Origin of the sequence: Vibrio sp. 5S239, from assembly GCF_041439575.1 — a bacterium.
GTDB lineage: Bacteria > Pseudomonadota > Gammaproteobacteria > Enterobacterales > Vibrionaceae > Vibrio > Vibrio kanaloae.
The window spans coordinates 89,213-112,362 of record NZ_JBGOOM010000014.1; the positions used below are offsets into that span (position 1 = coordinate 89,213).

Sequence of the window (23,150 nt, forward strand, 5' to 3'; positions counted from 1 at the left end):
ATAGAAAGCCCCCATTGTGATTGATACCAATGGGGGGCTTTGTTTTTACTACGAGTGATCTTTTCTTTCGCCACTTTTATGCTCAAATGCGTAATCGAGTACCTTACGAATGTATGGCGCTCCAACTTTTGAACCACCGTTTCCGTGTTCAATGACGACCGTCGCAACATATTCTGGATGCTCATAAGGGGCAAATGCCGTATACAGCGCATGGTCGAGTAGATGCTTTGCAAGGATTTTGGAGTTGTAAACCTGATCCTTCGCTAAATCAAAGACTTGCGCCGTACCCGATTTACCACCGCTTACATACTCAGCGCCCTTGAAGGCTCTTCGACCACTGCCTCGACTGCCATTGTTTACCAGTCTCATTGCATTAATTGGTACGTCCCAAATCTCATCGGGTACCTCTTCAATTGATGCCATCTGTTTTGGCACAACGGGGGTTTGCGTATCAAAATCTTCACCGTGATCTAGTGTTGCTCTTAAAATATGTGGAGGCATTACCTTGCCATGATTAACCAAAACAGAGGTCGCTTTAGCCAATTGCAGAGGAGTAGAAGTCCAATAACCTTGTCCAATACCGACAGGAACAGTATCACCTTGGTACCAAGGCGTGCGATAACGCATCATCTTCCAATCACGAGTCGGCATATTGGCGTTACTTTCTTCATAGATATCGATGCCTGTCGGTTTACCAAAACCAAAACGGTTCATCCAAGTAGAAATGCGGTCGATGCCCAAATCAAAGGCCGTTTGATAGAAGAACGAATCTACAGATTCTTCAATCGCTCGAGTTACATCAACAGGCCCGTGGCCCCAACGTTTCCAGTCTCGCCAAGCTTTCGAGTTTGCTTTGGAACCGGGAATTCGCCATATACCATGGTCGTTACGCACTGTGTTTTCCGAAATGACATGTTCTTGTAAGCCTGCAACGGCCATAAAGGGTTTGACGGTCGAAGCGGGGGGGTACACGCCTAAGGTTGTTCTATTCACCAGTGGGCGGGCTGGATCGTTTAATAAGGCTTGGTAGTCTTTACTAGAAATACCATCGACAAAGAGATTAGGATCATAGCTAGGACTAGATGCCATCGCCAATACGCTGTTGTCTTTTGGGTCGAGAATGACCGCGCTTCCGGTTCTGTGATCAAGTTGTTCAAAGACGTATTTTTGTAGCTCAAGGTCAATATTTAACACGATATCTTTGCCAGCAACAGGCGGCACGTACTCAATGGTGCGGACTATTCGCCCACGGCTATTTACTTCGACCTCTTGATAACCTTTGATGCCATGAAGTATGTCTTCGTAATATCGCTCAACGCCAAGCTTACCGATGACGGTCGTCGCTTGATAATTTGCTTCTATACCTTGTTCTCCCAACTTTCTAAGATCGCTATCATTGATGTGCGCCACATACCCTAAGATATGAGTAAGAACCTCACCATTTGGATAAAAGCGTTTCAAACTGGTATCGATAGATAGACCGGGGAATTGATATTGATGAACGGAGAACTTTGCAATCTCTTTTTCAGTTAGGTTCTCCAATATAGTCACAGATTTAAAACGACGTGTGTTGTGATAACGTTTTTTGAAACGAGTAATCTGTTCAGGGTCACGCGGGATGAATTTGTGGAGTTTTTCGAGCATTAAGTCAACGTCATCAGTTTGCTCTGGAATCATGGTCAAATCAAAGACGAGTTGGTTCTCCGCCAGTAACACGCCATTGCGATCATATATCAGCCCACGAGCAGGAGCGATAGGCAGTACTTTGATTCTGTTACCATCCGCTCGGGTTTGGTAGCTTTCGAAGTTTTTTACTTGGAGACTATATAGGTTTCCAACTAAGACGAAGGTGAAAATAAAAATCCCAATAAATGCGACGATAACTCGGTTTCGAAACAAGTTTATTTCGCTTTTATGGTCACGAATTCTTACGCCTTTGTGGTTCATCAACATCTCGACTTGTTACATTTAGTTACACTTTCCAAGGCTGAACTTTATCTGAATATCACTAGGGCATTGTAAAAGCTGTGTCATGATTTGGATTGTCTGGGATAACTTAGTTAATTGAAAGATATCGGCTTAAGTCACACCCAATAAGTAAGCTGTTAACGACGTAAAAAATAGCGTTATTGATGTATTAATCGTTATAGAGTTTGTATTGCAAGGAGGGACACCATATAAAAACGGCCCTCATTAATGAGAGCCGCAAGTTGAAACAGTGCTACCTTGTAGACAACCTAGTCAGAAGATTTGAACTGAGACTTACGCATACGGTTCAAAGCAGCCATTATGTCCAACGTTCTTGGTTTTGCTAAATCACCGTATTTCGGCATGTTAGCGTGCCACTCGTTTTCTAAAATGGTGTTGAACTCTTTCGCTGGATTATTTGACCAACCTGGCGTTTGTGCAAACTGAAACCAAGCCCAACCGATCGCATTTACCTCTGATGTTGACTCAAGTTGCTCTAATGCAGAAAGGTCTGCGAACTCTTTACCAAAACGCAGTGATTCTTTGCCTTTCGCGCTAACACGGAACTTGCCGTCCATAAGAATGTTCATCAGTGATACGCGATTCAATGAACGCGGTACAAACATCTCTAAAGCCGTTTCACATTCATTAGTACGTTGAGTAGGGTGCTGAGCAATCACATCTTTTGCTTTTTCAGTCACGTCTACCGCTTGGTAGTCGTGCATTTGAATTACAGTGTTTGCTACGTCTAGGTAATCACCAGACCCCCCCATTACCACGATGGTTGAGATATCCATCTCCTCACGTAGTTGGCCGATACGATCAACAAGCGGTGTGATTGGCTCGTCCCCTTTAGAGACTAAAGCCTGCATACGCTCATCACGAATCATGAAGTTAGTCGCTGACGTATCTTCATCGATAAGTAGAGTTTGCACACCAGCTTCAATCGACTCTTGTAACCAAGCCGCTTGAGACGTAGAACCAGACGCATCTTGAGTACTGAAATCGCACGTATCTTTCTTCATTGGTAAATGGTTGATGTAGTTTGACAAATTCAAGCTGTGCACACATCGGCCATCTTCTGCACGAATCTTCATCGTATCGATAGCAGTCACAATACCTTCGCGACCGTCACCAGGAATATGGTTGTAGATAGAGCGTTCAACGGCGTTCAACAGTGTCGATTTACCATGGAAACCACCACCAACGATTAGTGTGATGCCTTTAGGAATACCTAAGCCAGTCACATCACCTTGGTTTGGTGTGTTTAATGTTACGCTCAATGATTCTGGCGCTGCAAAAGGAACTGCATCTTTCATTGGAAGGTCACAGTTACCTGCGATACGGGGTAGCACACTACCATTAGCAACGAATGACGCTAGATTGTTTTCGTCTAATTGAGCACGTAGCGCTTCTTGGTCTTCAATCGTTTCACAATGTTCGATCATCGCATCGATGTTCAGTTCACGCTCAAGCGTTGCACGGCGAATAAACTTTGGTAAGTAGAAAGTGATGATGTTGAGCGCTTTCTTAGCAAGAATGCTACGCCCATCTGCAGGTAGGTTGATACGGAAACGAAGTTCGATACCGTGCTCAGTGAAGACAACCGATGTACTGTCTAAAACCGTTTGGCCAGTCAAAGCGATAGAGATGGAAGATTCTTGTTTAGCGAATTCAGAGAAGCTACGTGCAATAAAATCACGAGCCGCTACTTGGTATTCGTAAGACTTTTCTTTAAGCCAATCTAACCCAGTTAACGACCACGCGCGTGTTGCGCGAAAACGAGAAGCTGACGCGTACGGGTCACCTTGAATGTGGTCGATGTGTAATTCAAAATCAGCAAAGTCGTATTGACCTTTAATTTGTTGATATGCACGGTAGTTTTGTTTTTCGAGCTTTTTAAGCTTTGCAGTCAACTGATCCATAACGAGGAATGCCTATATAAGGGGGAAAGATAAAAACAGAAAGGCGGCGATTATAAAAATCACCACCTATAGAGTAAAGAGAAAGTAGGCCTAAATCGAAAACTAACTACCCTTTCGCGCTTTAAGCGTATCGAGTTGTCCCTAAATAGTTTTGATTGATTAAGCTGTGTTCGAATTCTTTACTCGGCATCGGTTTACCATAGAGGTAGCCTTGGCCTATATCACAGCCTTCATCAATAATAAATTGTTCCTGAACTTCGGATTCTATGCCTTCAATAATCACTTTTAAGTCTAATTTCTTAGCGATTTGAACAATCGAACGAACTATTTCAGAGTCTTCATTTGAGTTCAGCATCTGATCTATGAAGCTCTTATCGATTTTAATTGAGTCAAATGGGAATTTTTTAAGGTAACTGAAAGAGGCGTAGCCTGTACCAAAATCATCTAGTGACAATGTAACACCAATGTCGTGTAATAGTTCTAAAGTGTTTTTAGCAACAACTTCATCTGCGATAAGGCCACTCTCGGTAACTTCGAGTTCCAGGAAGCTAGGCTCAAGGTGGTAAGTTTCTAATAAATGGACAACTTGTTCCGCAAAGTGCGCATTCTTAAGTTGTACCGCTGATACATTAACGGCCATCTTGAAATCATCAACGTATTCAGACCACTCTTTGGCTTTTTCGATGGCATGACGTAGAACAAAGCTACCAACTTCAAAAATCAAACCATTTTGTTCAGCCATGTGTATCAAGGTTTCGTTGGAGATGTCTCCTAAAACCGGGTGACGCCAACGCAGTAAGGCTTCAGCACCTAGCCAACGATGAGTCAAAGGGCAGACCTTAGGTTGAAAATAGAGCATGAGGTCATCGTTACGAACGGCTTGTAATAAATATCCTTCTATTTTATTGATGTGGCTTTGTTCTTCTGTGTGAGACTGAGCGTAGTAAGCAAACTTTTGTCCGGAATCTTTACAGGCAAGCATCGCTTCTGAGGACTTTTGGAGAATGCTTTCTGCATGATCTTCCTTATCAGTAATCGCAATCCCAATAAATGCATGCAAATGAACTTTGTCATTTTCGATTAAAAACTCAGAATGGCCAACCTTAACTAAAGTTTGGCAGAGTTCTTCAAGTCGGTGGTGTACATCCTTAACGCTAAATGCAAGAACGAGATCGACAGAAGTAGGGCGTGCAGTTAATACCTCAATATCGGCAATGTTGTTTATTCGTTTTCGGTACTCGACAAGAACTTGATCTAAGGCATTATAGCCATAACGTGCTTGTATACGTCTGCCATTAGTAAATCCAATATGAATTACAGCAAACGAACAACCAGTCAGCCTTCGTTGTGATAATAACTTTTGATTTAAACGAGACTCAAATGCATTTCGGTTCAAAAAACCGGTTCCGAGATCGTGATTCTTTTGGAAGTTTATTTTTTGTTCGGCGGCTCTGCGTTTATCAATTTCTAGGTTTAATGAATAGTTAAGACTGGCGAGATCTTTAGTTCTACTATAGACGCGGTTTTTTAACTCACGGTTCACTTGAGTAAGCTTAGCGTGCTGAAATAAAGTTTTGAGCTGAGACTCTATCGAAGTACGGAAGCTTTCTAATAACTTGATATAGGTAGGAGTATAGTGGTTCTCTTTAGAGTCCAAAATACAAATAGTGCCAAAGAGTTCACCATTAGGCCAAAGTAATGGGATACCACAGTATGAGACTAAACCAAGCTCTATATCTGGGTTATTTTCCCATTGAGGGTCACTTAAAGCATTGGGCACAATCAACTGTTGCTGAGACTGCATCACGCTTTCGCAATAAAGCCCATTCCCTAAGGTTTCTGAATCCCCTTTAGTGTAGGGATTGTATTGACTGTTACTGGTTGAAAATACTTCTATAGAATTGGCATGAACGCGCATGATCAGTGCTGCTGGCGTTTGAGTCAGTTCTGCCAAAAGGTCGACGATGTTCTGCCAGCCAGACTTCATGTCGTCTGGAATATCTAGATCGAGAGTTTGTATTTTCTTCATATGACTCCGAGTCAATTATGCTAAATGCATCAACACATCCTGTGTTAACCACAATGAATCCAAAAAACCTATAAATATATCATTTAATAAGTATAAGAAAAGTTATAGAAAAAAACCTCTGCAATTAAGCAGAGGTTCTCGAATGTGAATACGTGTCTCAGTATTAAGATGATTTTATCTTAAGGCACTAATTTTATGAAATCAGAGGTGTTAAGTTGCTGACTATAGTCTACCGATTGTTGGGCAAAACCATTTAACTGCAAAAACTCTTGTTTGAACCCTTGATAGTCACCCAACGCTTGAAAGTTGCTTTCATCCATGCTTTTAAGAATTTCTGTAACATGAGATTGAGTCTCTTCATCAAGTTCCAAGTCATCCATTCGAATTAAGCGCTCACCATCAAGCGGTATCTTTTCTTGGCCATACAGTTTAGAGCTAAACAAGCGCTGCATTTGTTGAATACACCCTTCATGTGTCCCTTTGTCTTTCATTACTTTATACAAAGCGAGCAGGTAAGGGCTTAACCCCGGAATAAATACGCTGGCCTTAGTGACCAGAGCTTTACAGACCGTAGCATAAGCGTTACCACCAAAGTTCGCTAATTCAAGATTGAGCGCATGGCTTGTTTGATGAAGGTCTATCTTAGCGCGACCTAAAGTACCATCTAAGTAAATAGGGTGAGTTACTTCTGGACCAACATAAGAAAACGCAATCGTTTTGCATCCTGGAGCGATAGATTCCGCGTTGATTAGCTCGTCTATCCAGCTTTCCCAATCTTCTCCGCCCATGACTTTGAGTGTACTTTGTGCTTCTTCTTCCGTCGCCGCTTCGAGAGTGTTGGTTACCCAGCTATCGTGTTCAAGTGAAATCGTAGCTCCGGTGACACTTTCTCCGATTGGTTTAATAGCAGATCGCCAAAACTCCTCGGAACCCGGCTTAGGTCTGACGGCAGTAGCTAAGCTGTAGATAATCAGGTCGACTTCACCTTCGAAGTAGGTTTCGATGGCTTCGACAACTTGAGATCGAGTCTCTTGGGAGAAGGCGTCGCCAACGATGTTGATAGCGATACGTTGTTCTCGTTCGGCTTCTTTCTTGAAGTAGATGTTATTGTACCAACCGGCAGTCCCTAGCGATTTTTCATTAGGACCACGTTCGAATGAAACGCCGATGGTGTCAGCTTTTGCCCCCCCAAAGGTAAGGGCGATACGAGCGGCAAGACCGAAACCAGAGGAAGCACCGATGATCAGTACACGTTTAGGACCGTCTTTAATTTGAGGTGCGCTCTTAACAAACTTGATTTGTTGCTTTACGGCTTCTTGGCAGCCTAATGGGTGTGCGTTTTTGGCTACCACACCTTTGATAATAGGTTCGATCAGCATAAATAACCTTGCAGTTTACAATGATATGCACTCAGGTTAACGTAAAACTGTGTAAAATTTATTGAGCTAGACCATTAAAACCTAAAGATACTGATATAATTCTCCGGCGACGAATTCCGCAATCCAAGGTTGAGCCTCTGGTTTTGGATGGAGTCCATCGTTCATCATCCACTCTGGTTTAAGGATGATATGTTCCAGAAAAAACGGAAGAAGTGGTACCTTTTTTTGATCGGCAATAGACGCAAACACGTATTCAAATTGCTGGTTGTAACGCTTACCGTAATTAGGCGGGATTCTAATTTGCATAATAATAGGTTTGGCACCTGCGGCTTTTATTTGTTCAATGATTTGGGCTAAATTTGCAGACATTAACTTAGGTGGAAAACCGCGAAGCCCATCATTCGCCCCTAGTTCAATGAGAACACTATCAGGAGCATGCTCTTCAAGAAGTTGTGGTAGACGAGCTAAGCCGTTACCCGTTGTGTCACCAGAAATACTTCCGTTAACCACAGTAACCTCTTTATTGTGCTTCGATAGCGCGTCTGGCAACAAGCTTGGCCAACTCTGTTTGATATCCATGTTGTAACCAGCACTCAAGCTATCGCCAAGGATCAACAGAGTCGCTTTTGGAGTTAACGTAGGATTTCTAACTAGCTCACTATTTTGGGCTAGAGACGCAGTTGAAAGTAAAATAAAGAATAAAAAGGAAATTAGTCGAGTCATGCATACATCCATAATAAAAGCAGAAGCTGTTTCTAAGACAGTGTCTACTAAACAAGAACATTTAACAATCTTAGAGCATGTCGATATCGATATTCGTGAAGGCGAAACTATCGCTATTGTTGGAACGTCTGGTGCAGGTAAATCGACCTTGATGACGTTACTCGCAGGTCTTGATGTACCAACGAAAGGTGAGATTAGTTTATTAGGGCAGCCACTCTCGCGACTTGATGATGAAGCAAGGGCTAAGATCCGCAGTGAATCCGTAGGGTTTGTCTTTCAAAGCTTCTTATTAATCCCAAGCCTTTCTGCGCTACAAAATGTCACGCTGCCTTGTTTGTTGAAGGGAGAAGACGAAGACACCGAACGTGCAACTGCTCTGCTTGAATCAGTAGGCTTGAAAGACAGGCTTGATCATTTACCGTCTCAGCTATCTGGTGGTGAGCAACAGAGGGTCGCTTTGGCCCGCGCGTTCATGATTAAGCCTAAGATCCTATTTGCAGATGAACCAACGGGTAACCTAGACCAACAAACAGCAGCCAAAATTATTGAATTGTTGTTTGAACTAAACTCATCACACGGCACAACACTGATCTTGGTAACGCACGATCCTAAGCTTGCACAACGTTGCCAGCGAACTCTCAAAATGCATGTCGGTCAGATAGAGGAAGTCTAAATTGAATTCACCAAATGGACTGAATAAGCGATTATTCTCATGGAGCATCGAAGAAATTCGACATGGTCAACTTTGGCCAGTGTCCATCGCTTTGACGTTAATTATTGCCTGTGTATTCGCGTTGTCAGCGTTGGCAGAGCGTATGGAGCAAGTCATTGTTAAACAGGGTAAGGATGCTTTAACAGCAGACAGTGTGTTTATCTCAGCAAATCCAATTCCACAACCTTTACTCGACCTCACTCAGGTTGAGCAGTTGGAAAGCTCTGAACTAACCCGTTTTTCCACCATGGCATTCAGTGATAACTCAATGCAGTTGGTGACGGTGAAAGCGGTTGAGAGTAACTATCCATTGCGCGGTGAAATGATATTGGAGGGCGCTAATGATGCGTCTCGTAATCATGTTGAACCGGGTGAGCTTTGGCTGGATGAACGTATATTTGCACAGCTAGAAGTTGAAATGGGTGACAATGTCACAATTGGTGATGCGGATTTAACAATAACAGGGCGCATCACTCAAGAGCCGGGGTTGAGCTTTAACCCATTTCAGCAAATGCCTGCGGTATTGATACACAAAAGTGATATCGATGCGACTGGTGCCATTCAACCGGGAAGCCGTGTGAGTTTCAGGCTATTTTTGAATGGTGATGATGACAAACTAAAAGCTGCACAAGACAGTATCGAGCTAACACCAAGTGATCGCTGGCGCACGCAAGATTCAGCAAGCCGCACCAACGAGATGTTTGAAAGCACAACGCAATACCTGTCACTCACCGTCGCCATCGTCGTGATCATGGCTGCAACGACTTTAGTGCTCACTTGCCAGCACTACGTGGCGAGTCGTCGTAAAACCATCGCGATGCTAAAAAGTTTGGGGGCGAGCAAGCCGTGGATCATTAAATGGCTTTCGGTTCAGGTATCTCTATTAGTCGTGATTGGCGCCGTATTAGGTATTACGATAGGCATAGGTTTAGAATTTTTGCTTCGCATCCCACTAGGTGACTTATTGCCATCGCCACTTCCAAGCTATGGCATTGAGCCTGCTGTGTTAGCTATTCTATCAAGCATTTTAATAGGGGTGCCTGCATTAGGTATACCATTAATCGGCTTGGTCAACACATCGGCTATTAGTGTTATCCAATCAAGCCATAAGGCACACGACAGCTACAAAAAGTTCGCATTGTTGCTTGTGCCTATCGTTCCAATGATATTGATGTATGGCGACAATCTGTTGGTATGGATTGTCTTAGCCGGTATTGCGTGTCTGTTCTTAGTGTTAGCTATTGTAAGTACCGTTGTTCTGCGCCTGTTTAGCAAGTTACCAACTTCAACATCAATGCGCTTAGCGTTAAGCCGAATAAATCGTACACCATTGGCGACAGGTATTCAGTTTGGCTCTTTGGCACTCTCTTTAATGTTGTTATCTATTATTTGGCTGGTAAGAAGTGATTTGTTGTCAGATTGGCAACAAACGTTACCAGAAAATGCACCAAATGCTTTCGCGCTTAATATTGCTGATTATGAGAAAGAGAACTATCTAGCGACCATTGATTCGAATCAAGTAGAACGGACCCAAGCGTTTCCAATTATTCGAGGTCGACTCACGACGATCAACAAGGTAGAAGCGGCTAAATACAGTAATACGTCAGACAAGACCGATGCACTTCGACGTGAAATCAACTTCACTTGGGGCGATAGCTTGCCTGAGTACAATGAGGTACTCGAAGGAAGCTGGACACAAGAGCAGGGTGTGTCTGTTGAGTCTGAGGTTGCAAAAGAGCTCGGCTTACAAATTGGTGATGAACTTACATTTACGATAAACAGCCAAAATGTTGCAGCCAAGGTTAATAGCATACGAAAAGTCGAGTGGCGTGAAATGAAGCCAAACTTTTACTTCATATTTACTCCAGATGTATTGAGCTCGATTCCGTCAACTTGGTTAGTGAGCTTCAGACTCGAAGATAAACACAATCAGATGCTCAATGAACTATCTCGAAATCACCCAACAGTGAGTTTGATGGATATTCGTAAGATGGGCAGCAAAATCCAAGAACTGCTTAAACAGATTGTTTGGTCAATCACTGTACTTGCAGCGCTTGGTGTGGTTGCTGGACTGTTACTCATCTTCACACTGTTACGATTGAGCTTATCTCAAAGGCAGCAAGAAATTCGTTTGTATCGCACGTTAGGCGCGAGTAAGAAACGGATTCTGAATACGATTTGGTGCGAGTATGGGTTAATGGCATTAGTGGCGGGCTCTATCGCGGCGTTCGGTTCAGAGCTCAGCGTAGCGGGAGTGATGAGCTTTGGCTTCGAACTGCCCCCTTCGTTTCACCCCACGTTGTGGGCTGCTTTACCTGTGCTGACTTTTATAATGCTAGCCGCTGTAGTTAACAGCTTGATTAAACGTTTATTAGCCCCGGCAAGTAAGGACTTCAGCTAGACATACTGCTTACCACTGACACAACTTGTAAAATGGACTAATTGTGAATGTTTATACTTAGTCACAAACGAGTTATAGAAACCATCATTTGGTCTTTTTTATTTAACCAGCGAGTACCGTGAAAAGGAAATTTCACACTTTAAAATCATTGGTTTTCAGCATTTTTTAAAACTAATTGTGCAATTATGCCGATTTAATGAACAACGGTTAGTCCCTGTAAACAAAGGGTTTGCGCAACTTAGCAAGAACGTTATCAACAGTTATCCACAAAAACGGTGGATAACTTTAGGGATAAGTTAATACCTGTGTTTTAAGAGTACTGAGACAGCCTTTATGTGGCGTCACTTAGGGCAAATATGACTGTTAGAATAACCTTTAAAACTCTATCTGGGGTAATTGAGTCAAGAGGTTATTTATATTTTTTACATAGATATTAATTAACGCCAAGCTAAGACCTTGATAAAAATGTGTTTTAATTCATCGCAGAACAAAAGTAGAATAGCGTCAGTTAATCTTATTCTACAGAACACGATGAACCACAACAAAACGGATAAAAATCAAGCTTCTATTACCATTGTTGGTGGTGGTATTGCGGGGACAACAAGCGCTATTCACTTTAGTGAGTTGGGCTTTAATGTCACTATTTTGGAAAAAGGGCCGAGTTTAGTTAATGGCCCGCCAATTTGCCATTTACACGCTGGTGGCAATTTGTATCGAGATATTTCTGTAGAGCAATGTCTTCAATTGCTCATACAGTCAATTGATACTGTCCGCCTATTTCCTCACACGATCAATATTCGACCGACAGTCATTGCGGTTCCGCATAGTGATGGAGGGGAACCGATGGATCTTCTTCCTCGCCTTAAGGTGATTAAGGATGCTTATGCTGAGCTTGTTAAACAAGATAAAAGCAACCAAGTACTTGGTGATCCTGAAGAGTACTACAAGCTCTACAGCAAAGAAGATCTGTTAGAGATAGCTGAAAGAACTCAACCACTAAAACCAATGTCACTCGATGATTGGTGTATTCCTTTTGCTAAACATACTGATTTAGACACGCTCAAATATCCCGTCGCCATGGTTCAAGAGTATGGATGGAGTGTGTTTCGACTCTCTGCGACCGCTCAACTATCTTTAGGCCAGCAACCTAATTGTACGGTATTAACCAACAGTCGCTTAGAATCCGTTGAAGCTATAGAGCAAGGTTGGTCTTTGACTTATACAGACCATGAAAATCAAAGCCATATTTTAACAACCGACTATTTGATTAATGCGAGTGGTTTCGAAACCGGTATTGTTGATGACTTTGTCGGCTCCAAGCAGCAAAGGCTTGTTGAATTTAAAGCTGCGTACGTCACAGAGTGGCCTTACTCACAAGAATGTAAAGAAGAGTGGCCCGAGGTTATCTTCCATGGCCCGAGAGGCACACCGCAAGGCATGGCTCAATTAACGCCGTATGCTGACGGCGTGTTTCAACTCCACGGTATGACAGAAGGGATTACTCTGTTTGAGGGAGGGTTGGTTTCCTCTTCAACAAACTCATCACAACCGCTGTTGCCGTCTAAGCTGTTAAAGAAAATCGTATCAGGTTGGAGTGAAGAGCAGCTTGAATTGAGAACTCGCGCGGCAATTACCCATATGTCTCAATTCATTCCAAGTTTTAGCTCTGCACAGGTTGGCGGCAAACCTTTGTTCGGTGCACAACAAATACCAGGAACCGACCCTAGCCTTAGGGCGTCAGATGTTTCATTTTGTGGTGAGCGTTATGCTCGACTTGAAGTGGTTAAAGCGTCTTCAACATTAGAGGCCGCGCAAAAAGTTGCTGAGCAATGGTTTGATATGACTGAAGCCGTATCGATTGAAGACGCCCACTCCGTGACAATGTCACTCAATGTGAACGATATTGAAAACAGGGCGATAAGCTTGACCAAGGAGCGAGGTTATCCAGACGCGCTTGCTAAGGTCTCAGGACAAGAACACTGTTAAAAACGCTCTAATTCGCTTAATACCTAATACAAGATCTCAAAAAAACACAATCCAGCTTACGATTTACAGTAAGCTGGATTTTTTCAATTTAACGTCTTATTTGGCTATCTTAATCGAGGAGTATCCATCCAAAGATGTGTATCAATAACCAAAAAACTTCGCCCACTGACACCACAAATCTTGTAATCCCAATCGCTCGCCTTTACTAAAAGATATCTCATGGCCAGGTTTAGCTTGTGCTAAACGCGGTAAGTCGATTCTTGCAACGCAGCCAACCTTCGGATAACCACCAATAGTTTGTCTGTCATTGAGCAACACAATAGGCTGCCCATCTTGTGGGATTTGAATAGCACCAAGTGCAATGCCTTCAGACAGTAAGGAGCTATCAGGAGAAGTAACAGGTTTACCATTGAGTCTGTAGCCCATTCGATTCGAGTTTTGGTCAACGATATATTGGGCATTGTAAAAAGTCTCTTTTGCTGACTCTGAAAATAGCTCGCTCTGATAGCCTTCAATCACGCGTAAATTGACTGGCAAATTGTAATCGGGTTTGTATCTAAAGGTAACGCTCAGAGCCTTAAAAGGGGTAGAGAGGTCATGTTGAGTAAAACTTATCTTTTGGCCTTTTTGGCAAGGTTGCCCGTCTTGCGTGAGACCTCCAATTTTTTCACGTGTTACGGTAGAACAGCTATTGAGCGTAAGAGGAACGTCGAAGCCTCCCTTAACCGCTAAATATGCGCGTAGCCCGTTCTTAGGTAGTCCGAATGATAGCAGTTGTCCTTTAAAAGCTTGGAAAGAGCTCCAATTATCCAGCGGGCTACCGTCAAGTGTTGCTTGTAAATCCCCCCCACAGATTGCCATCTCGCAATCGAAGTCAACTTTTAAAACACATTGCCCAAGGGTTATTTCTAACGCAGCTTGGTTAACGGTATTTCCTAGCAGGTAATTGGCCCAACTATAAGAGTAATCGTCAACAGGGCCACCTTGTGTAAGTCCGAGGTGAGCAACGCCAAAACGGCCAAAGTCTTGGATCAGACTCAATGGACCGGGTTTGATTACGGTGAGGGTTGGATTAGCCTTTAACTTACTCATGAGCGCCACCTCCACTAATCTCCATAGACCTAAGCTCCATAAACTCCTGTTTTGATATCGATTTGAAACGCACACTGTCTCCGACATTAAGCAGGGATAATGGACCTGGTGTGATATCTGCCTTCTTCAATTGGCTATGGAAAAACAGTGATAAAGGACAGTTACCAATAATGTTCCAACCACCTGGTGAATCAGATGGGTAAACCGCGGTTTTGGAGTCTGCAATCGCGATGCTGCCTTTAGGAACGCTTAAACGTGGTGTTGAGTGACGAGGTAAAGCCAGTTCACTAACCACATCCGACATAAAAGCAAAACCGGGAATGAATCCTATCGCACTGACACTGTATATCTCTGAGGTGTGATATTGGATGATATCGTCCAGAGATAAGCCTTTCTCTTGATATCTACCTAAATCGAGTGCTGTTTCAGGTGAATAATAAGCGGGGAGCTCAATAATATTCGTCGTGTCGGTGGTGTTTGAAAATGAGGGTAAAGCCTGAGTTAACAGTGAGCTTAGCTGGGTTATCAGCTGCTGTTCTGAAATTCGATAAGGTAGATAATCAACTAATATGGTGTGGTAAGCCGGTGTCACATTCATCAACACGGGCGTTAGATTCTGGCGAATAACATCAGAAAAGTGCGCCATATACTGAGCATCGATAGCACTAGAGTGAGGCTTTAAAGGTATTAGCGTAACGAGAACACTGCATTCAGCAACGGGCTCTATATTGAATTCAATCTGATTTTTCGTCATTTCCTTTCCATACATTTATTCCAACTTCCATGTTTAGAGCAGTATCAGCTTGTAAGTTGTTCTTAGCCAACAAGTAGAAATTCGCTCAAGTCACACTGATATAAATTGAAAGCAGTGATATTAATTAAAAGCGTTGAGGTCTTGTCGGATTTTTCTAATTAATGCGATGGCTTGAGGGTTATCTCCGTGTACACAGATGGTATCAGCTTCAATAGGCAGTCGTTCCCCCTCAATTGTTGTGACGGAGCCATAGTTAATGATTTGCATGACTTGATTATAGATATCGTCTTGATGCACGTACACCGAGCCTTTTTGTGTGCGAGGTGCTAACTGCCCGTTGTTCAAGTAAGCTCGGTCTGCAAATGCCTCAAACAAAAGGGGTAAGTCATGATCATCAGCGATGTCTAAATATTGTTGATTGTCAGACGAAGAAAGAATCATGAGAGGGATATTAAATTCAGCCACCGCTTGAGCGACAGCATTAAAAACATCAGTGTTCGCCATCATATCGTTATAAAGGGCACCATGAGGTTTCACATATCCAACCGAGGTATGATGATAGCGGCAAAGGGCTTGTAAGGCCCCAACTTGGTAACATACTAACTCACTGATCTCATCCATAGTATGTGGAATGGAACGGCGTCCAAATCCAACTAAATCTTGGTACCCTGGGTGAGCACCGATTTGAGTATGGTAGTGTTGAGCAAGTTTGATGGTTTTGGACATTACGTGTGGATCCGACGCATGAAAGCCACAAGCGATATTTGCCATATCGACCCATTCCATGACCGATTCATCATCACCCATTTTCCAATTGCCGAAGCTTTCTCCCATGTCACAATTAAGCAAAATCTTCGTTGTCACTTATGTAGTCCTTTTAAGTTGTGTTAGTTAGGAGCTGCCGACCTTAAAGACGTTCGTATAATTAGCACAATTAAACAGTGATTTAACTCAAAGTTTTAGCACTCCCACCCATTAACACCTCATTAATACAATATTAAAACTTCAATAAAAAATGTCAGGTTACACTAATAATAAAGTAGCGCATCCGGCTTGAAGGTAAATACTCTTAACTATTAAATAATTCTCTTACATAAGAAAGGCAAAGAGGCACGATCTCATTGAGGAAGTAACCGTGGTCTAAGGGGAGTAAGCTATCGAGCAAAACACATAAGAACGGTCAATTCGTGTTTTCTTATGAACATCAAAAGAGATCGAGGTTTGTGGCTTCGCTCTAAATTGCGGTATCATAGGCTATAAGTTGAATATTTCTAATAAAAAGGTCTACTAAACATGAATGTTTTAGTCACAGGTGGCATGGGCTACATTGGCAGCCATACAAGTATCCAGATGATTAACGCAGGAATGACGCCTGTACTTTTCGATAACTTGTACAACAGCAAGCCAAGCGTTCTTGATCGCATTGAGAAAGTATCTGGCGTTCGCCCTAATTTCATTGAAGGTGATATTCGCGATAAAGCACTTTTGACTGAAGCGATGAAGCAGAACAATATCGAAGCGGTTATCCATTTTGCAGGACTAAAAGCAGTAGGCGAATCGGTTGCTAAACCTCTTGAATACTACGACAACAATGTGAACGGCACTTTAGTTCTTGTTGATGCGATGCGCGAAGCTAATGTAAAAACCTTAGTATTCAGTTCATCAGCAACGGTCTACGGCGATCCTGCTAGTGTGCCAATTACAGAAGACTTCCCAACAAGTGCGACTAACCCTTATGGCCGTAGCAAGCTAATGGTTGAAGAGTGCTTAACCGATTTCCAACAAGCGAATCCAGATTGGAGCATTACATTGCTGCGTTACTTTAACCCAGTAGGTTCACATCCAAGTGGCGAGTTAGGCGAAGACCCGCAAGGTATCCCAAACAACCTAATGCCATTTGTCTCTCAAGTTGCAGTAGGCCGACGTGAGTTCCTATCGGTATTTGGTAACGATTACCCAACAAAAGACGGTACTGGCGTTCGTGATTATATCCACGTTATGGATCTATCTGATGGACACATCGCAGCTCTTGAAAAAGTAGGGCGCAAAGCTGGTCTTCATATCTACAATCTTGGTACAGGCAACGGTTCAAGCGTACTAGATATGGTTAAAGCATTTGAAAAAGCGAGCGGTAAAGAAATCCCATACAAACTGGTTGAGCGCCGCCCTGGCGATATCGCAGAATGCTGGGCAGATCCGGCTAAAGCGCAGAAAGAACTAGGTTGGAATGCGACACGTACACTGAATGAAATGACCGAAGATACATGGCGCTGGCAGTCAACAAACCCTGATGGTTTCCCGGGCTAAACGAGTAGTTTCATGGTCAGTTAACATACAAAAAGATGCTTTAGGGCATCTTTTTTGATCTAACAAGAATAAAAAATGAACTTTTCGGTTAAAATGTATCATTCTGTATTTGTTGTGTTACTATACGCGCGAATTATATGTTTAATGTTAATTTTCCTTGGAGTTAATCATGGAACTAGGCCTAATTATCACTTTCATCATTGCTGCTACAGTAATGGTTAAGAAAGAAATGGCAGAAAAGTAAGACACAATTTCACTTATTCCTTTTTGATGCAATTTTTAGTGAAATAGATAAAAGCCAGCATTAAGCTGGCTTTTTAGTTTCTGCAATTTGGGTTTGTAACAAATTAAAATTCGTATTTAGCGGTGACTGACCAGTTACGACCCGCTTGCGTGTAATCTTTATCTTCTTGTGAAAACCCACGAACGTCATTCCACGAATAGTACTCTTCATCCGTAACGTTGAAAAGACCAGCTCTAAGCGTAAGGTCCTTCATTGGCAAGTAGTATGCAGTTAGGTCAACTACTGTTGCAGAATCAGTCGGTAGAATTTCGTCTTTTAGACCCGCGCTATTTATATCACTAGACTTCTTGCCAGCTGTATAACTAATGTTAAGTGATGTACCCCATAACGCTGAAGGAGCATCATAGTTAAATCCAACGACAGCATTCCAAGGGTTCACGCTGTTAAGAGGGTTACCTTCACCGTCTTCGCCTTCTGTGTACGTGGCTGCAACACGAGTACTCACACCTTGTACCGGCATGAAGTTATTCCAAGACAACGTGTTTGAAGCCTCGATACCTTTGATTACTGCTTCATCAATATTTACATTTTTATATACTGTTGGATCCATAGGAGTGGCTGAACCACTAACAGCTACATTATCAATGAAGTTATCGTAGTCGCTGTAGAAGATAGCGATTTCGCTTGATGAATAATTTGTGTTGTGACGCCAACCTAGCTCGTATGAAATACTTTCTTCAGCTTCTAAGTCTGGGTTAGGGGCATTAACATAACCGTGAGCAGGATTACCAAATGAATAGTAAAGCTCTTGGAAATCAGGAGCTCTGAAGCCTTGGCTGATTTGACCGAAGATCTTATTTTCGTCATTAAGCGTGTAAGTTGTACCTAAGCGTCCGGTAACAGCTGAGTCTGAATATTTTGCATAAGATTCTTCAGGGTTCCCACTTGGGTTTTGGCTTGTATCACCAGGATCTGTTTCAAAGCCGTCAAAACGAACCCCCGGAGTAATCATCCAATTTCCGATCGTCATTTCATTTTGTGCAAAGAATCCATACTTTCTTTCTGATGCAGAAGGAATATAGAAGATAACTTGGTCTGCACTGATTGAGTTATATTCGTTATTAACGTTTTTAATATCTTTGTCTGAATATGAAGCACCATAGATAAAGTAATTTTCTACATTACCTGTCATGAAGAACTTATCGAATTGCACATCAAGCTGATAGCCTTCATCTTCGTAGATATAGTCCTTTTTCTGAACGTTACCAGCTGGCGGTAAGAACATACTACCACCCTTAGATGTACGATTAGTTATACCGTTTTCTTCTTTGCTCAGCCAGTCAGCTTGCCAAGTAACGGTGTCGGCAAACGCTAGGTCAGCATCCCAAATATGTTTGATACCAATTTGCTGTTGGCTAGTCGAATCTTCGCCAGTGTAACCGGTGTAGCTTGAGCTATTTAAATCGGTATCACCTGAATTCTCGATAAAATTACCTGAGAATTCTAAACGATGTTGTTCATTGAATTGATATTGAAGCTTAACCAGCAAGTTGTTGTTTTGAGTATCTTGTTCATCAGGTGTACCGAAGTTTTCAGTTTGCTCACCATCCCTGCGAGTATAAGCAACTAGCGTTTCAAGATCGCCAATACGATTCGCTAAGGCAACGGATTCGCTAAATGTGTTATCAGATGAAGAGTAGTTGAACTTCGCGTGCCCCCCGAAATCTTTGCCTTTTAAAAAGTCACTTGGGTCTTTTGTTTCAAACGCAGCAATACCGCCAATAGCGTCTGAGCCGTAAAGAGAAGAAGCTGCACCTTTAACTATCTCAACAGACTTCAACATATCCGTATCAACATCAACACGCGAAGAGTTGATGAAGTTATATGACTGAGTACCACTGGGAGTAAATTGGCTAGTTTGTGAGACTCCATCAACGATAACCTTTACTCGGTTACCTTCCATACCACGAATATTAATACCTTGAATCCCCTGACGAGAATTCGTAGTGACCGTGACTCCTGGTGTGTACTTAAATAAATCGTTTACATCCGTTACCATGTTTTTTTCGATATCTTTATCGTTGATCACAGTTACCGATGCAGCAACATCTTCAAGTTGTTGATTCGTACGAGTTGCCGATACAACAACCTCGTCAAATAGGGCATAATCTTCAGCAAAGGCTGAGGTTGATGAAAGCGCTAAAACGATTGAAGCAGAGAGTAGGGATTGCTTATACATCTGATAGTTACCTTAATTCCATAGTATTATCCTGATTTGCGAAAGATAATATTGGATCTAAATGATAATTACTATTATTTGCATTTAATTAGTTTTTATTTTTATCAACTGATTCATAATTAACATTCTTAAACATCTGTATTAAAAAGACTTTTACAGTTCCATTCACGTGGCGAATGCTTCTGTTTTTGTGACTAAAGTCTCATTTGTAAAGTAGGAAAGCTATGCATAGCCCAATAACACTTGAAGCATTACACATATTAGATGCCATAGAGCGACGTGGAAGTTTCGCCGCTGCGGCAAATGAAATGGATAGAGCCCCTTCATCACTCAGCTATCAAATTCAAAAGCTAGAGCAAGACTTAGACATCATGATTTTTGATCGATCCGGCCACCGTGCAAACTTCACAGAAGCGGGGCAATTGATATTAGAACAAGGCAGAGTGATTCTTGGTGCGACGGAAAAATTAGTAAACGAAGCCAGTATTCTTGCAAATGGTTGGGAGCTCGACTTAACAATAGCCTTTGATGGTATTATTCCGGTTGCTAATTTCTTCCCACTCGTGGATGAACTAGGAAAAATCAGTAAGACACGCGTTCGATTACAAGAAGAGATCCTTGCCGGTTGTTGGGAATCACTGACCGATGACCGCGCAGATTTACTGGTTTGCCCAAAAGTCGACACTATTCCAAATGACATGAAAAGTGACGTAATTGGTAAAATGGAAATGGTTTGGGTAGCGTCATCAAAACACTACGTTCACAAACGTTCAGGTGAATTTGACCAGAAGGCAAGAGAAAGTTACAGGGTAATTGCAATTGCGGATACAGCCCGTGATCAACCAGCATTAAGTATCAATATTTTAGAAAAACAACCGCGATTAACCGTGACAAGCTTTTCTGCAAAAGTAGAAGCGTTAACCACTGGTTTAGGTATTGGTACTTTACCAAGTAGTGTTGCTGAACCTTTGATCGAGTCTGGCGTTCTACAGAAAATTTCAGGGACTGAGCCACAACCTATCGATATCGTGATGGCTTGGCGACGCAACAAAATGGGCGACGCCAAATCTTGGTGTATTCAGCACCTTAAAAAGACATGGTCACTCAAATAGCGACAACACCATATCTGCAGTACCATCTTCAAAACTGATATCTAGCTTAAAACCGAGTTTTCGAGCTAGTGTCAACATTCCTCTGTTCGTTGGCATCGTCATCCCAGACATTTGCTTAGTCTGTTTTGCTCGGCAGTAATCGATTACCTTAGTCATCAAAATCCGACCTAAGCCGGCACCTTTCAGATCAGAGCGTATCAGTATTGCAAACTCAGCGTCTGTATTCTCTGGGTTAATCAAAGCTCTGGAAACACCGATGATCGCAGGAAGGCCTTGCTCTTTACGCACAACAACAAATGCAATTTCTCTATCAAAATCGATCTGAGTAAAATTCGCCAATGCCTCGTGATTGAACTCACCGACATCACTAAAGAAGCGTTTATAAAGATCTTCTTTGGAGACCCGGTTAATAAAGTCTGCGTGAAGCGGCTCATCTTCCGGAAGGATAGGGCGTAGCAGCACCTCAGTACCGTCTCTCAACTGTATTGTCTCTTCAAGTTCAACTGGATATGGGCGAATCGCGAGTCTTTCTTGCGGATCTCCCTCATACGCTTTCAAAATAATATCGGCGTCCAATATAGTGAACTTGTCTCCATTGGCAAGCACTGGATGAATATCCAAATCATGTATCTCAGGACAATTAACCACCATTTGAGATATACGAACTAATAGTTCAGAAAGCCCCTCAATATCGATCGGGTTAGGCAACTTTTGCAGGCGAATCTTGCCACTCTTTATCGCTCGAATAATCAAGTATCGAGCCAGTGTCATGTTAAGCGGTGGGAATGCAGCTGCCGCATCAATGGATTCATCCCATTCAGATCCACCTTGACCAAGCAGAATAATTGGTCCAAAGGTTTCATCGGTTGTTACTTTCACGCGTAGCTCTTGACCACCTGCGAGCTTGGCCATTCCTTGAATCAACAAACCATGAATATGAGCGGTAGGGAACGACAATTGCGATCGATCGAGAATCGCTTGAGCCGCATTTGCTACCTCACTGCTGTTTCGCAGATTGAGCATCACACCTTGTACATCTGATTTATGTGCGATGTCTGGTGAACGGAGTTTTACTGCAACGGGATAACCAATCGTTTCTGCAATATGTACCGCCTCGCTTGGGTCAGAAGCGATCCAAGTCGGAAGAACATCCAAATTGAAGTGTCTAAAAAATTGGCTGTTTTGATGGGTATCGAGACTAACTGTATCTTTATCCAGTAGCTGGCGTTTAATCCAATTCTTCGCATCTGCCAAGTCTTCAATGTGTACTTTTTCTGCAGTCGTTGGCGTTTCCATTAACTGACGCTGGTTGCGTCGGTACTCGACTAAGTGCATGAAGGCAACCACAGAACTTTCTGGCGTTCGATAGGTAGGAATTCCCGCTTCAGTAAACCGCTTTCTCGCGGGCCGGGCTGTTAATTCGCCAGACCAATTAGTTAAGATATTGAATCGTTTGTGGCGAGGGTGCTTCTTGATCACTTCAATAATTCGTTCCGCTGTTTGAGCGGAATGCGCGACAGCAGAGGGGCTGTGCATGATAAGAATGGCATCAGCTTCGTCACCATCAAGCAGTATGTTGATAGTATCGATATAACGCTGATCGCCGGCATCACCAACAATATCTATAGGATTGCTATGGGACCAACTCGCTGGCAAAACTCTGTTTAATCTATCAAGTGTTTCATCGGATAATTCTGCTAACTTACCGCCACGATCAAAAAGCGTGTCTACAGCCATAATCGCAGGGCCTCCACCATTAGTGACAATAGCGAGACGCTCACCACGCAGTGGCACCGAGTGAGTCAGTGTCTCTACCGCGGCAAACAACTCATGTAAGTTCTTAACTCTCAGCATGCCACTGCGTCGGATTGCCGAATCGTAAATAATGTCTAGAGTGTCCGCACCGCCTGTGTGTGCCATAGCAGCCGCTCTTCCTTTCGCTGTTCGACCGCCTTTTAATACTAGGATTCGTCGGTTACGCGACGCTGCACGTGCTGCAGAGATAAAGCGCCTTGCATCCGTAATGCTGTCAATGTAAAGCAAGATCGCTTCGGTGTGAGAATCGGTACTCAGATAATCTAAAAGCTCTGAGAATTCAATATCACTGCCATTACCAATGGAGATAAACGCAGAGAAACCAATCTGCTTGTCGTTCGCCCAATCAAGAATAGTGGTACAAACTGCTGCAGACTGGGAAACAAACGCAATTTTTCCGGGAAGCGCAGTAACGGGAGAGAAAGAGGCATTTAAGTTTAGCCATGGAACAATAATCCCTAAGC

The 23,150-nt window shown here is 42.7% G+C and carries 15 protein-coding genes; 5 read left to right on the plus strand and 10 right to left on the minus strand.

Translation table 11 applies throughout. From position 1 onward, the window contains the following. Nucleotides 1-48 precede the first annotated feature (48 nt). The 5 genes from mrdA to ACED48_RS12630 form a co-directional block, all read right to left on the minus strand. The gene (gene mrdA, locus ACED48_RS12610; protein WP_029627266.1) at nt 49-1,947 is read right to left on the minus strand and encodes a penicillin-binding protein 2; all 1,899 of its coding nucleotides are present in this window, start codon (nt 1,945-1,947) and stop codon (nt 49-51) included. Nucleotides 1,948-2,237: 290 nt separating this feature from the next. Continuing rightward, a complete protein-coding gene (locus ACED48_RS12615; protein ID WP_017058305.1) occupies nt 2,238-3,893 on the minus strand; it encodes an ABC-ATPase domain-containing protein in 1,656 nt (551 codons plus the stop codon). 121 nt (nt 3,894-4,014) lie between these two features. Further along, nucleotides 4,015-5,922 carry a GGDEF and EAL domain-containing protein gene (locus tag ACED48_RS12620; RefSeq protein WP_017058304.1) on the minus strand — a complete coding sequence of 636 codons (1,908 nt, stop codon included), beginning with the start codon at nt 5,920-5,922 and terminating at the stop codon, nt 4,015-4,017. 179 nt (nt 5,923-6,101) lie between these two features. Then, complete coding sequence (gene fabV, locus ACED48_RS12625; RefSeq protein ID WP_017058303.1) at nt 6,102-7,301, minus strand: enoyl-ACP reductase FabV; 1,200 nt, start codon at nt 7,299-7,301, stop codon at nt 6,102-6,104. Nucleotides 7,302-7,382: 81 nt separating this feature from the next. Continuing rightward, nucleotides 7,383-8,024 carry an arylesterase gene (locus ACED48_RS12630; protein ID WP_017058302.1) on the minus strand — a complete coding sequence of 214 codons (642 nt, stop codon included), beginning with the start codon at nt 8,022-8,024 and terminating at the stop codon, nt 7,383-7,385. Between ACED48_RS12630 and ACED48_RS12635 the strand changes: the two genes are divergently transcribed. From ACED48_RS12635 to ACED48_RS12645, 3 genes are all read left to right on the plus strand, one after another. Continuing rightward, nucleotides 8,023-8,697: an ABC transporter ATP-binding protein gene (locus ACED48_RS12635; protein WP_017058301.1), complete on the plus strand. Its 675-nt coding sequence runs from the start codon at nt 8,023-8,025 to the stop codon at nt 8,695-8,697. The genes ACED48_RS12630 and ACED48_RS12635 overlap by 2 nt on opposite strands. Nucleotide 8,698: 1 nt before the next feature. After that, entirely contained in the window at nt 8,699-11,137 is a 2,439-nt protein-coding gene (locus ACED48_RS12640) for an ABC transporter permease (protein WP_017058300.1), read from the plus strand. Nucleotides 11,138-11,668: 531 nt separating this feature from the next. After that, nucleotides 11,669-13,123: an FAD-dependent oxidoreductase gene (locus ACED48_RS12645; protein WP_017058299.1), complete on the plus strand. Its 1,455-nt coding sequence runs from the start codon at nt 11,669-11,671 to the stop codon at nt 13,121-13,123. Between the two features lie 141 nt (nt 13,124-13,264). Here ACED48_RS12645 and ACED48_RS12650 read toward each other — a convergent pair whose 3' ends face one another. The 3 genes from ACED48_RS12650 to ACED48_RS12660 all read right to left on the minus strand — a co-directional run bounded on the left by ACED48_RS12650 (nt 13,265) and on the right by ACED48_RS12660 (nt 15,833). Next, nucleotides 13,265-14,215: a biotin-dependent carboxyltransferase family protein gene (locus ACED48_RS12650; RefSeq protein WP_017058298.1), complete on the minus strand. Its 951-nt coding sequence runs from the start codon at nt 14,213-14,215 to the stop codon at nt 13,265-13,267. Further along, complete coding sequence (locus ACED48_RS12655) at nt 14,208-14,969, minus strand: allophanate hydrolase subunit 1 (RefSeq protein ID WP_017058297.1); 762 nt, start codon at nt 14,967-14,969, stop codon at nt 14,208-14,210. The genes ACED48_RS12650 and ACED48_RS12655 overlap by 8 nt, the downstream gene beginning before the upstream one ends. 120 nt (nt 14,970-15,089) lie before the next feature. After that, nucleotides 15,090-15,833 carry a 5-oxoprolinase subunit PxpA gene (locus ACED48_RS12660; RefSeq protein ID WP_017058296.1) on the minus strand — a complete coding sequence of 248 codons (744 nt, stop codon included), beginning with the start codon at nt 15,831-15,833 and terminating at the stop codon, nt 15,090-15,092. A gap of 429 nt (nt 15,834-16,262) precedes the next feature. Here ACED48_RS12660 and galE point away from each other — a divergent pair, with 429 nt between their 5' ends. Next, on the plus strand, nt 16,263-17,276 hold the full coding sequence (galE, locus tag ACED48_RS12665; protein WP_017058295.1) for a UDP-glucose 4-epimerase GalE: 1,014 nt from the start codon (nt 16,263-16,265) through the stop codon (nt 17,274-17,276). Between the two features lie 347 nt (nt 17,277-17,623). Here galE and ACED48_RS12670 read toward each other — a convergent pair whose 3' ends face one another. Next, a complete protein-coding gene (locus tag ACED48_RS12670) occupies nt 17,624-19,759 on the minus strand; it encodes a TonB-dependent hemoglobin/transferrin/lactoferrin family receptor (protein WP_017058294.1) in 2,136 nt (711 codons plus the stop codon). Nucleotides 19,760-19,983: 224 nt separating this feature from the next. On the opposite strand from ACED48_RS12670, the gene ACED48_RS12675 reads away from it, so the two are divergent. Continuing rightward, nucleotides 19,984-20,871, plus strand: a complete 888-nt coding sequence (locus ACED48_RS12675; RefSeq protein ID WP_017058293.1) for a LysR family transcriptional regulator — start codon at nt 19,984-19,986, stop codon at nt 20,869-20,871. Here the strand turns inward: ACED48_RS12675 and ACED48_RS12680 are convergent. Further along, nucleotides 20,860-23,150, minus strand: a 2,291-nt coding sequence (locus ACED48_RS12680; protein ID WP_371726452.1) for a GNAT family N-acetyltransferase, incomplete at its 5' end; no start/stop codon positions are given. The two genes, ACED48_RS12675 and ACED48_RS12680, sit on opposite strands and share 12 nt — an antisense overlap.

What these genes read in the sequence shown, in the direction of transcription:
- mrdA (WP_029627266.1), bottom strand. Translation starts at nt 1,947, where the DNA reads ATGAACCACAAAGGCGTAAGAATTCGTGACCATAAAAGCGAAATAAAC.
- ACED48_RS12630 (WP_017058302.1), bottom strand. Translation starts at nt 8,024, where the DNA reads ATGACTCGACTAATTTCCTTTTTATTCTTTATTTTACTTTCAACTGCG.
- ACED48_RS12650 (WP_017058298.1), bottom strand. Translation starts at nt 14,215, where the DNA reads ATGAGTAAGTTAAAGGCTAATCCAACCCTCACCGTAATCAAACCCGGT.
- fabV (WP_017058303.1), bottom strand. Translation starts at nt 7,301, where the DNA reads ATGCTGATCGAACCTATTATCAAAGGTGTGGTAGCCAAAAACGCACAC.
- ACED48_RS12620 (WP_017058304.1), bottom strand. Translation starts at nt 5,922, where the DNA reads ATGAAGAAAATACAAACTCTCGATCTAGATATTCCAGACGACATGAAG.
- ACED48_RS12675 (WP_017058293.1), top strand. Translation starts at nt 19,984, where the DNA reads ATGCATAGCCCAATAACACTTGAAGCATTACACATATTAGATGCCATA.
- ACED48_RS12655 (WP_017058297.1), bottom strand. Translation starts at nt 14,969, where the DNA reads ATGACGAAAAATCAGATTGAATTCAATATAGAGCCCGTTGCTGAATGC.
- ACED48_RS12645 (WP_017058299.1), top strand. Translation starts at nt 11,669, where the DNA reads ATGAACCACAACAAAACGGATAAAAATCAAGCTTCTATTACCATTGTT.
- ACED48_RS12670 (WP_017058294.1), bottom strand. Translation starts at nt 19,759, where the DNA reads ATGTATAAGCAATCCCTACTCTCTGCTTCAATCGTTTTAGCGCTTTCA.
- ACED48_RS12635 (WP_017058301.1), top strand. Translation starts at nt 8,023, where the DNA reads ATGCATACATCCATAATAAAAGCAGAAGCTGTTTCTAAGACAGTGTCT.
- galE (WP_017058295.1), top strand. Translation starts at nt 16,263, where the DNA reads ATGAATGTTTTAGTCACAGGTGGCATGGGCTACATTGGCAGCCATACA.
- ACED48_RS12615 (WP_017058305.1), bottom strand. Translation starts at nt 3,893, where the DNA reads ATGGATCAGTTGACTGCAAAGCTTAAAAAGCTCGAAAAACAAAACTAC.